At 57.3% G+C, this 14266-nt stretch carries 14 protein-coding genes; 8 read left to right on the top strand and 6 right to left on the bottom strand.

What is annotated here, in order from left to right; all coding sequences use genetic code 11:
* Positions 1–35 precede the first annotated feature (35 nt).
* From CHR62_RS01155 to CHR62_RS01140, 4 genes are read right to left on the bottom strand one after another with little or no spacing between them, the layout of a single operon-like run.
* Positions 36–398 carry a DUF5368 family protein gene (locus CHR62_RS01155; RefSeq protein WP_123659737.1) on the bottom strand — a complete coding sequence of 121 codons (363 nt, stop codon included), beginning with the start codon at positions 396–398 and terminating at the stop codon, positions 36–38.
* Between the two features lie 9 nt (positions 399–407).
* Positions 408–1700 carry an NAD(P)/FAD-dependent oxidoreductase gene (locus CHR62_RS01150; RefSeq protein WP_123659736.1) on the bottom strand — a complete coding sequence of 431 codons (1293 nt, stop codon included), beginning with the start codon at positions 1698–1700 and terminating at the stop codon, positions 408–410.
* A gap of 58 nt (positions 1701–1758) precedes the next feature.
* A complete protein-coding gene (locus CHR62_RS01145) occupies positions 1759–1947 on the bottom strand; it encodes a DUF2892 domain-containing protein (RefSeq protein WP_123659735.1) in 189 nt (62 codons plus the stop codon).
* Between the two features lie 36 nt (positions 1948–1983).
* Positions 1984–2844, bottom strand: coding sequence for an MBL fold metallo-hydrolase (locus CHR62_RS01140; protein WP_123659734.1), 861 nt, complete (start codon positions 2842–2844; stop codon positions 1984–1986).
* Positions 2845–2962: 118 nt separating this feature from the next.
* On the opposite strand from CHR62_RS01140, the gene CHR62_RS01135 reads away from it, so the two are divergent.
* From CHR62_RS01135 to CHR62_RS01120, 4 genes are read left to right on the top strand one after another with little or no spacing between them, the layout of a single operon-like run.
* The gene (locus CHR62_RS01135) at positions 2963–3295 is read left to right on the top strand and encodes a helix-turn-helix transcriptional regulator (RefSeq protein ID WP_093969843.1); all 333 of its coding nucleotides are present in this window, start codon (positions 2963–2965) and stop codon (positions 3293–3295) included.
* Positions 3285–3716 carry a YeeE/YedE family protein gene (locus CHR62_RS01130; RefSeq protein WP_093969844.1) on the top strand — a complete coding sequence of 144 codons (432 nt, stop codon included), beginning with the start codon at positions 3285–3287 and terminating at the stop codon, positions 3714–3716. Before CHR62_RS01135 ends, CHR62_RS01130 begins: the two co-directional genes overlap by 11 nt.
* Before the next feature lie 25 nt (positions 3717–3741).
* Positions 3742–4158: a DUF6691 family protein gene (locus CHR62_RS01125; protein ID WP_093970078.1), complete on the top strand. Its 417-nt coding sequence runs from the start codon at positions 3742–3744 to the stop codon at positions 4156–4158.
* Positions 4159–4176: 18 nt separating this feature from the next.
* Positions 4177–5886, top strand: a complete 1710-nt coding sequence (locus CHR62_RS01120; RefSeq protein ID WP_123659733.1) for a SulP family inorganic anion transporter — start codon at positions 4177–4179, stop codon at positions 5884–5886.
* On the opposite strand, the gene CHR62_RS01115 is transcribed toward CHR62_RS01120, so the two are convergent.
* Both CHR62_RS01115 and CHR62_RS01110 read right to left on the bottom strand, forming a co-directional pair.
* A complete protein-coding gene (locus CHR62_RS01115) occupies positions 5883–7673 on the bottom strand; it encodes a ClcB-like voltage-gated chloride channel protein (RefSeq protein WP_233574784.1) in 1791 nt (596 codons plus the stop codon). The genes CHR62_RS01120 and CHR62_RS01115 overlap by 4 nt on opposite strands.
* A 9-nt stretch (positions 7674–7682) precedes the next feature.
* A complete protein-coding gene (locus CHR62_RS01110; protein ID WP_093969846.1) occupies positions 7683–9527 on the bottom strand; it encodes a phosphoenolpyruvate carboxykinase (GTP) in 1845 nt (614 codons plus the stop codon).
* 178 nt (positions 9528–9705) lie between these two features.
* Here CHR62_RS01110 and CHR62_RS01105 point away from each other — a divergent pair, with 178 nt between their 5' ends.
* The 4 genes from CHR62_RS01105 to CHR62_RS01090 all read left to right on the top strand — a co-directional run bounded on the left by CHR62_RS01105 (position 9706) and on the right by CHR62_RS01090 (position 14259).
* Positions 9706–10899: an ABC transporter substrate-binding protein gene (locus CHR62_RS01105; RefSeq protein ID WP_123659732.1), complete on the top strand. Its 1194-nt coding sequence runs from the start codon at positions 9706–9708 to the stop codon at positions 10897–10899.
* Positions 10900–10901: 2 nt separating this feature from the next.
* Positions 10902–11351: a MarR family winged helix-turn-helix transcriptional regulator gene (locus tag CHR62_RS01100; protein WP_123659731.1), complete on the top strand. Its 450-nt coding sequence runs from the start codon at positions 10902–10904 to the stop codon at positions 11349–11351.
* 87 nt (positions 11352–11438) lie between these two features.
* Positions 11439–13166 carry an FAD-dependent oxidoreductase gene (locus CHR62_RS01095; RefSeq protein WP_233574783.1) on the top strand — a complete coding sequence of 576 codons (1728 nt, stop codon included), beginning with the start codon at positions 11439–11441 and terminating at the stop codon, positions 13164–13166.
* A gap of 28 nt (positions 13167–13194) precedes the next feature.
* On the top strand, positions 13195–14259 hold the full coding sequence (locus CHR62_RS01090; RefSeq protein ID WP_093969849.1) for a maleylacetate reductase: 1065 nt from the start codon (positions 13195–13197) through the stop codon (positions 14257–14259).
* Positions 14260–14266: the final 7 nt, after the last annotated feature.

Genomic DNA, 14266 nt, shown 5'->3' with positions numbered 1-14266 from the left:
CAGTACAAGATTACCTAGCGACAAATAGCTGCACCTTATGAACGAGCGCTGGCAATGCGCCGCCTTGCCATTACAGTAAATACCAACGCAAACGCCCCCAAACCAGCAACCAATGCCATAGCCAATACCGCAAGAAAGTCGACAAACGCAGTGAATGCGGAAAGGTCAGCGTGGCTGCTGTACGGCAACAACCACGTCGCCAGCACGGTTGCGATAAAACCAGCGAGCAACCCTGCAAACAAGGCGCCGCCGGCCGACAGCCCGCGCCTGCGTAACTTTTTAAAGCTGCTGACAACACCCCACAAAAGCAACAGCGTAATGATCAGCAACGGCCAAAGCCACACCGAAAATATTTCCGAAACAATGTAGAACAACGACAGTGGATTGAAGTCACTCATTGTGGTCTCCTAGGCGCGGCCCATTAACATGGCTCGATATGTACCCAACAGGGCCTTTTCGTCGATCAACCAAGACACCCAGAGTTCTTCAAGAGGGTCGATAAACGGAAACGATGGCACCAGTTTGCCATCGTAGTCGAACTCGATAAGCATGGCTTTACCATAGCGCGTAATCATCGGGCACGACGTATAGCCGTTATATGCGGCCGACGATGTCTTGCCTGATATATCGGCCAGCAGGTGCTCGATAACCACAGGCACCTGCCACTTGACGCTGGCCGCCGTCTTGCCACGGGGTACACCCGCGACGTCGCCAACCGAAAACACATTGGCATACCGGGGGTGACGTAACGTAGTCTTGTCGGCCTGCACCCAGCCATCGGCAGCGAACGGGCCATTTTGCCAGGGCAGTGGGCTGCTTTTAACGGCATCTGGAGCACGCATGGGTGGAATGACATGGATGAAGTCGTAATCTTGCCAGACATCGCCCTGCGCTGTTTTAAAGCGCGCCGCTTTGCGGTCTGGGTCGATAGCAGACAGCACATGGCCGTAGTTCACTTTAACGTCGCGCTCGGCGAACAAGGCTTTAACCTTGTCATTGACCGGCGCAACCGAAAAAACCGTAGTGTTGTGAGCGTTGTAAACGATATCGAGCGCCTGACGGCGGCCTTGTCGACGCGCCTTGTCATCAGTAAGAAAGGTCATTTTCAGGGGTGCCCCAGCGCACTTCATTTCAGTGCTGGGCCGACCAAACAACCCAACGCCACCACCGTCGATGTAGGCATCGATTACCTTGGCCGATGCTTCGGCAGCCTGGGGGCCCGCATAGACGCTCGCAATACCTTTTTTACCTATAAGATCAGTGCTCATGCCTTCGATCGCGTTGTAATCGAGGGTAAGACCGGTAGCCACGAACAGGTAATCGTAAGCGATAGACTTGCCATCGGCTGTGATCACACGGTTGGCCTCGGGGTCAAATTCGGCAATTGCCTGCTGAACCCATTCAACCCCTGCCGGCACGTAGCGGGCATTTTCGTCGATGACTTTATTTGCCGGCCAAAGACCCGCCCCAATCAGCGTCAGACCCGGCTGAAAAACATGCTGTCGTTTAGCATCGACCAAAACAATGTGAGCATTATCGATGGCACGCGACAGCCGCGAGGCCAGGTTAAGACCCGCAGCTCCTGCCCCGGCAATAACAATACGCGCGCCCTTACCCGCCTGTGCTTGCAAAGGCTTAACCCCCGCCGCGCTTAAAAACGCAAGTGCACCGGCAGACTGCAAAAAATGCCGCCTTTTCATGACTCCCCCAAACAAAAGAGCAGAGCGCCATCGCAGCACGCCCTTATGCCGGAAATTTCTATTTTTTTACCGGGCAACTGGAAAAGCCAAACAACTTATAAGCCGGGCACGACCCCAACAAACCGGTGACCAAGGGTACGACACCGATCCAGCCCCAAACCCCGATATAACCCATTAACGTGGCCACAATCAGTGCCAGGCCAACAATAATGCGCAATGCGCGATCAATTCCGCCGACGTTCTTCATAGCTCACCTCGTTTTAAGTAAGTAAAACAGCTTCGCCTACAACATATTGACCGGGATCTTCAGATAGCTAACCCCGTTGTCTTCTGTGGGCGGCATATGGCCGGCCCGGATATTGACCTGTACCGACGGCAAAATAAGCGTCGGCATATCGAGTGTGGCGTCACGCTGAGTGCGCATGGTCACGAATGCGTCTTCAGAAATGCCATCGTGGATGTGAATATTATGGGCCCGCTGCGCCGCCACAGTGGTTTCGAACTGCACATCGCGCCCCTCGGGCGGGTAATCGTGGCACATGAACATACGTGTTTCGGGCGGCAAGCTAAGCAACTTGCGCACCGAACGATATAAGGCGTGGGCATCACCGCCGGGGAAGTCGCAACGCGCCGTGCCGACGTCGGGCATAAACAGCGTATCGCCCACAAACACCGCATTACCGATCTTGTAGGCCATGCAGGCCGGCGTATGGCCTGGCACATATAAGGCCTCGCCCACCAAGCCACCAATACTGAAAGGCACGCCTTCGTGGATGAGAGCATCGAACTGGCTGCCATCAAGCTGGAAGTCGGGTTCGAGATTGAAGATTTTTTTGAATACACCCTGGACCTGAGTGATATTGGCGCCGATCGCGATTTTCCCGCCCAGTTGTTTGCGCAAGTAAGGTGCAGCCGAAAGGTGATCGGCGTGGGCATGGGTTTCGAGGATCCATTGCACACGCAAATTGTGCTGTTTAACAAACGCAATTACCTGGTCAGCCGAATGCGTGCGCGTACGACCAGACTTTGGGTCGTAATCGAGGACTGAATCAATGATGGCGCATTCTGAGCCTGGCTTTTCGTAGACCACGTAGGTCACCGTCCAGGTTGCCGGGTCGAAGAATCCTTTAACAATGGGGTTCATGAGACACCTTGTATGCATAAGCGGAAGAGAATGCAATCATTATATTGATTTATATAATATGTGTAAATATAATATATCGAAGTTCACAACATTCTGGTTTGATCACCGTCAACACATCATGGAACAAGCCACACTAGATTTACAAGCCATACGTTCGGCGGCCAACGAGGCCTGCCGCCTCATGAAAATATTATCGAATCCCGATCGCCTGCTGCTGCTGTGCCAGCTTACCGAGGGAGAACGCTGCGTGAGCGAACTGGAAGACCTGGTAGGCATCGCCCAACCGACACTGTCGCAGCAGTTGGGCGTACTGCGCACCGAGGGCCTGGTCACCACCCGCCGTGTCGGCAAAAACATTTACTACCAAATTGCCAGCCCGCAAACGTTGGCCATCATGCAAGTCCTGTACGAGCAATTCTGTCACGATCCGGAGCCACACCATGAGCATTGACTGGACAAACTTCACCCCATGGACATCCCTGTCGGGTGGCCTGCTTATCGGCTTGTCGGCCGCGCTGTTCATTTTGTTTTTTGGCCGGGTGCTGGGCATCAGCGGCATTGTCGGTGGGCTGTTACGCCCTGGCGCCGGCGATTTCGGCTGGCGCGTTGCCTTCATTCTGGGCATTTTTGCCGCCCCGTGGCTCTGGCTGCTGCTGGCCGACCCGGTCAACATCGCGATCGAGGCCAATACCCCAACGCTGATTATTGCGGGGCTGCTGGTGGGCCTGGGCACCCGGTTCGGCTCGGGATGCACCAGCGGCCACGGTGTTTGCGGCCTGTCGCGGCTGTCGCCACGCTCGCTGGTGGCTACGCTAAGTTTCATGGCCGCAGGCTTTATTACCGTTTATATCGTGCGCCATGTCGTGGGCTAAGGCGGCTAACTTGAAGGACACCATCATGTTACGTATTTTCGAATTTGCAATCGGCCTGGTTTTTGGGCTGGGTCTGATACTGTCGGGCATGAGCAACCCGGCCAAGGTGCTGGGCTTTCTTGACCTAACTGGCACCTGGGACCCCTCCTTGGCCTTTGTAATGGGAGGCGCCATCATGGTGGGCCTGGTTGCATTCCAGGTCGCCCGCAAACGGACCCAGACATTTCTGGGCGGCGCACTTAAATTACCCACCGCAAAAGATATCGACAAGCGCTTGGTTTTGGGCAGCCTTGCCTTTGGCGCAGGCTGGGGCCTTGCGGGTTTTTGCCCCGGTCCTGCACTGGTCTCGCTGGGCTCCGGCGAAATCAAAGCCTTTATTTTTGTAGCAGCCATGCTGGCAGGCATGGGCCTTTTCGAGCTTATCAACCGCAGGGCCAAGTAAACGGTCAACACCCAAACCATGAAACGACTGCTACCCGACTGGCTGAAACACTACCGGGCCGACAAGCTTTCGGGCGACCTGACCGCCGGACTGATTGTCACGGTCATGCTGATCCCGCAAAGCCTGGCTTATGCCATGCTGGCGGGCCTGCCGCCCGAAATCGGTCTGTACGCCAGCGTGTTGCCGCTCATTGCTTATGCCTTGTTTGGCAGCAGCATGACGCTCGCCGTGGGGCCTGTTGCCGTTGCCTCTCTCATGACGGCCAGCGCACTTGCTCCCCTGGCCGCACCGGGCAGCGCCCAGTATGTCGCTCTGGCGGCGCAACTGTCGTTACTGTCCGGGGTCATGCTGCTAGCCTTTGGCGCGCTGCGCCTGGGCTTTCTGGCCTACTTCCTTAGCCACCCGGTCATCAGCGGGTTTATCTCGGGCTCGGCCATCCTCATCACCATCAGTCAAATCAAGCACCTGTTTGGCATCAACAGCGCGTCGCCCGATGTTTTGGGCATCTTGCACGACGTAATTACCCATTTACATCAGGCCAACCCGGCAACTACCGTCATTGGGCTGGGTACCCTGGCGTTTCTGGTGGTGGCCCGAAAATGGCTGTCACTGTGGCTGCAAAAGCTCGGGGTGTCGGCCCAGCTGGCCGGGCTCTTAGGGCGGCTAGCCCCCATGGCGACCGTGATCGTTTCGACAGCCATGGTCAGCAGCCTTAACCTCGCCCAGGACGCTGGTGTGCGTATTGTGGGCAACGTACCGCAGGGCCTGCCTGCCCTGCAATTAGTTTTGCCCACATCGGAAGGCATGGCCGCGTTATGGCTGCCCGCCTTGCTGATTTCTTTAGTCGGCTTCGTCGAAAGCGTATCGGTCGCGCAGTCGCTCGCGCTTAAACGCCAGCAAAAAATCGTGCCCGACCGCGAGTTGCTGGGGCTGGGCGCTGCAAACGTCGCCAGTGCGTTGTCGGGTGGCTACCCGGTAACCGGCGGCTTCGCTCGATCGGTCGTCAATTTCGCGGCGGGTGCAAACACCCCACTGGCCGGCATTGTTTCGGCGCTGTTAATGGCCGTCGTGATTGCGGCATTTACCGAACTGTTCTACAACCTGCCGCAAGCGGTATTGTCAGCCACCATTATTGTGGCTGTCACCTCGCTTATCGATGTCAGCACACTCAAAGAAACCTGGCACTACGACCGCGCCGACGCACTCTCTTTATTAGCTACTTTACTGGGTGTGGTGTTGCTGGGCGTAGAAGCCGGCGTCATTCTGGGCGTGGCGTTATCGCTGGCGGCCTTGGTATGGCGCAGCAGCCACCCCCATATTGCCGTCGTTGGCCGTGTGCCGGGCACCGAACACTTCCGCAACATCGAGCGCCACAAAGTAGATACTTTGCCTAATTTGCTGGCGTTACGCGTCGACGAAAGCCTGTTCTTTGCCAATGCTGCGCTGGTGCAAAGCAAAATAGAAGCACTCGTCGCCCGCGACCCGAAGATCCGATTCGTTTTGCTGCTGTGCCCGGCTGTCAACCAAATAGACTCTACCGCTCTCGAGGCGTTAACCCAATTGCAAAGCAGCCTTCAGGCAAAAGACATTAAATTTATGCTGGCCGAAGTCAAAGGGCCGGTAATGGATCGCCTGCAAGGGACGACACTCGGGCAACGGTTGGACGGGCTGATTTTTTTAAGTGCCCACGATGCATTTTGCTACGTCGGGCGCCAGTCATCGGCTTAAAAATAAATGCTGTCGCCGCCACTGTCCAGCGAACGCTTCATGGCAAAGTAGGTTTCGAGCACCGACGACTTGTACACAACACCCAACAACTTGGGCTGGTCGCCCCGGGTGACCACCGGCAAGCGCTCCCCCAAAAAATTCACGAACAGTTCCTGCGCCTCATCCAGGCTCATGTCGGGGTGCGCTGGTTTGACGAAATCCAGGCGCAGCACATCGCCAGCCGTCGTCTCGCTGACGTCACTCTGAGTGCGTAGCAAATTGGTCAGGTCTTGCTGGGCAATAACCCCCTGAAACACGCTGTCTTCGTCAACCACATAAACATAACGCACCGGGTAGTCGTTAAACATTTGCAGGGCAACCGATACCGGCGTGGGCGTGGACACCACCGTCACCGCCGGCTTGACCAAATCACCCAACAACGTATTACGTAGACGGTTGCGCAGCAACACGTCACGCTCACGCGTCAGGGTCACTTCGTAAATGGCGACTTCGGCAATGGCACGCGCAACAAAATAGGCCACCACACTGGCCAGCATCAGCGGCAACACCAGCGTAAAGCTATGCGTCATTTCGAAGATCATCAGGACGGCCATGAGCGGCGCCCCAGTACCTGCCGACAAGAACGCCCCCATGCCTACCGCCGTATATAGATAAGGCGACAATGCCAACGACGGGGCTACCCAAGCCAATACTTGGCCAAACAAAGTGCCGACAGCGGCGCCCACAAAAATGGTAGGCGTAAAAACCCCGCCGACAGCGCCTGAGCCCACCGTAAAAGCAGTGGCCAACAACTTGAACACGATGATAAACAACACCGCATACCAGGGCCAAGGCGTGTTTAGCAGCGATGACACAACACTGTAGCCGTTGCCCGATACCGCGGGCAAAAACACCAGCAACATCCCCAGCAAGGCGCCGCCCAGGGCCAGGCGCAACGGTAAAGCCAGGCCGGTGCGCTTAAACAGCGAGCGCGAAAAATCGAGGCCTTTTAAAAAATAAGGTGCCGCAACCCCCGACAGCACACCCAGCAACAACAGGGGTAAGACCGTCACGGCATCGACCATGGGCAAATCGGGCACCGTATAGCTGACTTTGTGATTGGCCAACGTAGACACCGTCAGGCTAGACACCCCGGCAGCAATCAGCAACGGGCCAACCGTTTGGATAGCCATGGTGCCCAAAACAATTTCAGCCACAAAAAGCGCGCCAGCAATGGGCGCACCGTAGGCCGCAGCCACCCCTGCGGCTGCGCCGCAAGCCACGATAAGACGCAGACGAGAGCGGTTGAAAGAAAAGAACCGGCCCAGAATGGAAGCCCCCATCGCCCCCAAGTGCACCATCGCCCCTTCACGACCAATAGAGCCGCCGGAAGCCACCGAAAACAGGGATGAGACAGAACGCAGCAACCCTTCCCGTACGGACAACTGCCCATCGCCAATTGCGACAGACTCCATGTAGTCGGAAGGTTTGTTATTGCCGTAACGACCGGCACAGACCAGCAAAATACCGGCAACCAGACCGCCAAACATGGGGGCCAGCAAGCGGCCCCACCACGGCAAGGCGTGGATTACGTCTTCGACAGCCCCCTGTTGGCCGAAGAACGTACGCTGAAAAATGTGAATGCCTTCGTAGAAAGCCATGGTGGCCAGCGCCCCAAGGACACCGGCCACCATGGCCCATACCAGCATCGCAGGCTGTTGGGACAACCAGCGATAGCCTTGCAAACGGCGCTGTGACGCCACGGGCAAGGCAACCAGACCTGCCCAGAAGCGACGAAGCATGCCCATTGACGCTGCTTAAGCCTGCAGACGAATCGTCAGTTGACTGTGGTGCCGGGGCAGTGCTTCGGGCAAACCGTGACTCAGCTTTTCGAAGAGCTCGGCATGCAGTTCAAGCTCTTTTTTCCAGGCAGCATGATCGACAGCCGTAATCCGCTCGAACAGGTCGACCGTAAACTCAAGGCCTTCCCAGTTAAGGTCATCGTAGCGGGGGGTAATGCCCAGCAAGTGCTCTTGCCCGTCGGCCTGGCCCTGGATACGTTCGAGCATCCATTTAAGAACACGCATGTTCTCGCCGAAACCTGGCCAGATGAACTTGCCGTTGTCGTCGGTCTGGAACCAGTTGACGCAGAAAATACGAGGCAAGGTTGCATTGGCTTGTTCGAGGCGCTCGCCCATATTTAGCCAGTGCTCGAAGTAGGCGCTCATGTTGTAACCGCAGAACGGCAACATGGCGAACGGGTCTCGGCGCACGACGCCCTGTTGGCCGACAGCGGCTGCAGTAGTTTCGGAACCCAGCGTAGCCGCCATGTAAACACCTTCGAGCCAATTACGCGCCTCGGTAACCAAAGGCACGGTGTCGGAGCGACGGCCACCAAAGATAAAGGCATCGATAGGCACACCGGCAGGGTTGTCCCAGTCGGGGTCGATAACCGGGTTTTGGTCGGCGGCCACCGTAAAGCGGGCGTTGGGGTGGGCTGCCTTGCGACCGCAGTCGGGCGTCCAATCTTTGCCCTGCCAGTCAACCAGGTGGCTAGGTGCCGGGCCCATGCCCTCCCACCAGACATCGCCGTCGTCTGTTAACGCGACGTTGGTGAACAGCACGTTTTCGCGCAGCGTGGCCATACAGTTGTAGTTGGTTTTTTCGTTGGTGCCGGGCGCAACACCAAAATAGCCGGCCTCGGGGTTGATGGCATACAAGCGGCCATCGGCACCGGGTTTGATCCAGGCAATGTCGTCGCCAATGGTGGTGACCTTCCAGCCGGGCAGTGCCGCGGGCGGGATAAGCATGGCGAAATTGGTTTTACCGCATGCCGACGGGAACGCGGCCGCGACGTGCATTTTTTTGCCTTCGGGCGACGTAACGCCCAGAATCAGCATGTGCTCAGCCATCCAGCCCTGGTCGTTGCCCATGGCCGATGCAATACGCAAGGCCAGGCATTTTTTACCCAGTAGCGCGTTACCGCCGTAGCCCGAACCAAACGACCAGATTTCGCGGGTTTCGGGGTAATGAACAATGTACTTTGTGCTGTTGCAGGGCCAAGCGACATCAGCCTGCCCCTGGGCCAGCGGCATGCCCACCGAATGCACACAGGGCACGTAACTGCCATCGGTGCCCAGAACGTCGTAAACCTTACGGCCCATACGGGTCATGATGCGCATGTTGACAACAACGTAAGGCGAGTCGGAGAGCTCGACACCAATATGGGCAATGGGCGAACCCAACGGCCCCATGGAAAAGGGAATGACATACATGGTGCGGCCACGCATGCAACCCTCGAAGAGGCCGTTAAGCGTTTGCCGCATTTGGGCCGGGTCCATCCAGTTGTTGGTGGGGCCAGCGTCTTCTTGCTTTTGCGAACAAATAAACGTACGGTCTTCGACACGGGCCACGTCGGACGGATCGGACCAGGCCAAATACGAATTGGGGCGCTTTTCGGGGTTGAGGCGCCGCAAGGTGCCGCCCTCGACCATCATGTTGCACAGACGGTCGTACTCTTCTTGCGAGCCATCGCACCATTCAATGCGATCGGGTTGAGTCAGTGCTGCGACTTCAGCAACCCATGCTTTCAGGCGCTCGTGGCGCACCCATTCGGGGGCGTTGATGTCAGTAGTAAGTTTGCCGTCGGTAGCAGCGCTCATAAGCCAAGGTCTCCGGGAAAACAGGGCACACCAATGCCCTCAAATAATCGTGGTCAGTAAATAGACCGGGCCATTTTATTACCATTTCGCGACAGCGCATACTGGCCATAAACTTGACACCTTAGTAAGGCATATTTACTATCAGTGCACACAAAAACACAACCACCGGAGGCACTCCATGCAGATGACTAAATTCCTTAAACGCAGTCTCGTTGCGCTGTCCATCGCCTCGATGGGCACCGTGGCGCACGCCGCTGAAGACCTGAAAATCGGCTTCATCCTGCCTATGTCCGGCCCCTTCTCTTCTTATGGCCAGCAAATTCTTAACGGCGCCAAAGTGTATATGGCACAGCACGGCGACACCGTCGCCGGCCGTAAAGTCGTCATCGAAGTCAAAGACGACACTGGCGTCGCGCCCGAAGTCAGCAAACGCGCCGCTCAAGAATTCGTTGTGCAAGACAAGGTCGACATTCTGGCCGGCTTCGGCCTGACCCCGTCGGCATTTGCCGTGGCGCCCATCGCAAGCCAGTCCAAAACACCGATGATCGTTCTCAATGCCGCCACTTCGTCCATTACAGAACGTTCCCCCTATATTGTGCGCACGTCGATGACCCTGCCGCAAACCACGGCGCCTATGGCCCAGTGGGCCGCCAAGAACGGCATCAAAAAGGTCTACACGGTGGTGGCTGACTTCGGCCCGGGTCACGATGCTGAAAAGCAGTTCACCAAAACCTTCACCGAAAACGGCGGCGAAATCGTCGGTCAGGTCCGTACACCATTGGCTAACCCCGACTTTTCCCCCTTCCTGGCACGCGTCAAAGACAGCGGTGCTGATGCGGTCTTCCTGTTTGTGCCCGCCGGCGAACAAGGCGTGTCTTTCCTTAAAGGCTACAAACAACGTGGCCTCGACAAGGCCGGCATCAAGCTTATTGCCCCGGGCGATCTGACCGACGAAGACGTCCTGGACGCCATGGGCGACGAATCCATCGGCGCAATCACCTCGATGCAGTACGCCGAATCCCACGACTCTGACTTGAACCGCAAGTACACGCAAGACTATTACAAGGCCAACCCTAACAAGCGCCCTAATTTCATGTCGGTTGCCGGTTACGACGGCATGAAGCTGATTTACAGCGTGCTTGAAAAAACCAAAGGCGACGCAAGCGGTGACGCGTTTGTCGCAGCTGCCAAAGGCATGAGCTGGGAAAGCCCGCGCGGCCCCATTACCATCGACCCCGAAACACGCGACATTATTCAAAACATTTACATTCGCGAAGTTAAAAAGGTCGACGGCAAGCTTCAAAACGTCGAATTCGACGTAGTCGAACAGCTTAAAGACCCTGGCAAGGCCGCTGCTGCAGCCGCCAAGTAACTATGTCTGAAGGCGATTTGCACAACGACCTGTGGCGTCATCAAAATGTAGGTCGCCTGCTGAACAACGCCATTACCCGGCTTGAACACCGCGTACTGGACGAAATGCGAAAGGCCGGCCACGGCGGCCTTTCGCTCAGCCACATCACCATTACCCGGAACCTCGACCTGACCGGCACACGAGCCACCGAGCTGGCCCGTCGCGCCGACATCACCAAGCAATCGGCCGGCGAACTGATTGCCCAACTAGAAACACTGGGCTTGGTCGAGCGCCTGCCCGACCCCGAAGACCGCCGGGCAAAAATTGTTTGCTTTACGCCCGCGGGGCTGGCCTGGTTGACTGCCTTCAAGCATGCCCTTGAAATCGCCGAGCAAGAAATGGCCCAAGAAATTGGAGCCGCCTCATTTGCGCAATTACGCAAGGCCTTAAGTCGGTACAACCAGAGCCGCTGATTCGCGCTGCCTTTCGCGCACCTCACTGACACAACGACACAAGATCATCAGTCCTGCCTGTTGACAAATTAGTAAGGCAAACTTACTATGTCGCATAGCCGTGCCAATGCCGATTTCGATGGCACACAAATAACCCAACGACCTACTGGTGAACCCGATATGACTTTACCCAGCATAACTTCTGTCATGATTGTGGGCGGTGGCCCATGCGGCCTGATGCTGGCCAACGAGCTGGGCCGGCGTGGCGTCAGTGCGGTACTGATCGACGAGAAAGCCAGTACGGCTTTCAACCCCCAGGCCAACGCCACCCAGGCGCGCACAATGGAGCACTATCGGCGACTGGGTTTCGCACACGAAATCCGCGACTTGGGCTTGCCCTCTGATTTCCCCACCGACATTGCTTACTTCACGCGTTACGCCACCCACGAGTTGGCGCGCTTTCAGCTACCCTCGGCTGCCGAAGCCAAGAAGAAGATCCATTCTTTATCTGGGTCGTGGAGCGCGGCCGAACTACCCCACCGTATCTCGCAAAAATACGTTGAACAGGTACTGCGCAAACACGCCGAGAAACTGCCGGGCATATCTATTAATTTTGGCTGGCGCATGCTGGCGTTTCGCGACTTGGGCGACCATGTCGAGGTAGACGTTGAGTGCGTGGCCGATGGCAAGCAACAAACCATTACCGCCGACTACATGCTGGGCGCCGACGGCCCCCGCAGCAAAACCCGCGAAACCCTGGGCTATCGCTACAGCGGCGAAACGGGCGTTGTGCGCGACTTCATGGGCGGACGCATGTATGCCATTTACGCACGCTGCCCCGCCTTTTACGACGAAGTCCCACACCCTCCGGCCTGGATGAATGTCTGCTTCAACGGCGAGCGTCGCGCTTTTATGGCGGCTGTCGACGGCAAGGGCGAGTTTGCCTTCCACACCCAACTCAAGCCGCACGAATCCGAAGACAACATCACAGAAGCCGACGCGCGGCGTATGTTCCAAATGGCCGTCGGCAAACCTGTTGAAGTCGAAATTTTGTCGCACGGTGCCTGGACGGCAGGCCATGCGCTGGTGGCCGACCACATGCAAAAGGGCCGTGTTTTTATCGGCGGCGATGCTGCACACCTGTTCACCCCGACGGGCGGACTGGGCTACAACACTGCGGTTGAAGACGCCGTTAACCTGGCGTGGAAACTGGCAGCCGTTCTCAAAGGGCTGGCCTCACCCGCCTTGCTTGAGACCTATGAAACCGAACGCCGGCCACTGGCTGTGCGCAACACAGGTTACGCCCGGACATTCGCCGACTCATTGGGGCTCTACACGCCTGTCCCGGAAATTGAAGACGACAGCGAAGCCGGCCAAAAGGCGCGCGATGCCGCCGGTGCTTATCTGGCCGGACACGGCCGGGCCGAATTCAATATCCCCGGCATCACCTTTGGCGGCCGTTACGACGGATCGGCGGCGATTGTGTCCGACGGTACGCAACCACCACCCGACGCCGCCAACGAATACACGGCTACAGCCTGCCCCGGCGGCCGCCCGCCCCATTGCTGGCTTTCCGAAACCACCTCGCTGTACGATACCTTCGGATTTGAATGGACCTTGCTGTGCATGAGCCCGGACCAAGCCAGCACACAGGACATCGAGCAACATGCGCAAAAGCGCGGTCTTGATCTTAAAATTGTGCACGCGCCACAAGCCCGCGCCCTGTATGACGCCGACTTTGCCCTGATCCGGCCCGACCAGATCGTGGCATGGCGTGGCAGCAGTGTCGACCACGCCGGCAAGGCTCTGGCGCAAATACTGGGTTACAACGTTTAAAAAGCAAACTTGCCGGGGACTCCAACACATGCAAACCGACTTTATCTACGAAGCTCTGCCCACCCGCGTGGTTTTTGGCGAAGGCAAACTCGACCAATTACTGCCAGAAATAGAACGACTGGGTGCAAAGCGCGCATTGGTACTGTCGACCCCGCAGCAAGAAGCCTGGGCACAGCAAATTTCTGAAAGTCTGGGCGCGGCCAGCGCCGGCGTCTTTGCAGGCGCTGCCATGCATACACCGGTAAGCGTCACGCTAACCGCCATGGAGCACGTCAAAGCCAGCGGCGCCGACTGCTTGGTTGCCCTGGGCGGCGGATCTACCATTGGCCTGGCCAAAGCCATTGCCGTGCGTACCGGGTTGCCGCAAATCGCCGTACCCACCACCTACGCCGGCTCAGAAATGACGCCCATTCTGGGGCAAACCGAAAACGGCATAAAAACCACCATACGCCAGCCGGTCATACAACCCAAAGCCGTAATTTACGACGTTAACCTCACACTGACACTGCCTGTAGGCATGTCGGCCACCAGTGGGCTAAACGCTATGGCACATGCCGTCGAAGGCCTTTACGCCCAAGACCGCAACCCTATTATTTCGCTGATCGCCGAAGACGGCATCCGGGCCATGGCGTATGCGCTGCCCATTATTGCTCAATCGCCGCAAGACAAAGAAGCCCGACTACAAGCCCAGTACGGCGCGTGGCTGTGCGGCATTTGCCTAGGGTCGGCCGGCATGGCACTGCATCACAAGCTGTGCCATGTACTGGGGGGGTCATTTGACTTGCCACACGCCGAAACCCACGCCATTATGCTGCCGCACACCGCTGCCTATAACACGCCAAACGCGGGCGAGGCCATGTCGCGCGCTGCACGGGCGCTCGGTACCGACGACGCTGGTCAGGGGCTTTGGCAGTTGGCTAAAAACATTAATGCGCCCATGGCGCTCAAAGACATCGGCATGGCCCAGGCAGACATCGAAAAAGCGCTGGACATCGCCCTGAAAAACCCCTACTGGAACCCCCGCCCCCTTGAAGCCAACAGCCTGCGCGGCCTGCTGCAGCGAGCCTGGGCGGGCGAGCCGCCCCAACCTTAAAAACGCC

Source organism: Pusillimonas sp. NJUB218, from assembly GCF_003788685.1.
Taxonomy (GTDB): Bacteria; Pseudomonadota; Gammaproteobacteria; order Burkholderiales; family Burkholderiaceae_B; genus Neopusillimonas.
The sequence above is the reverse complement of the archived record's forward strand: the minus strand, read 5'-3'. Positions and strand labels throughout refer to the sequence as shown.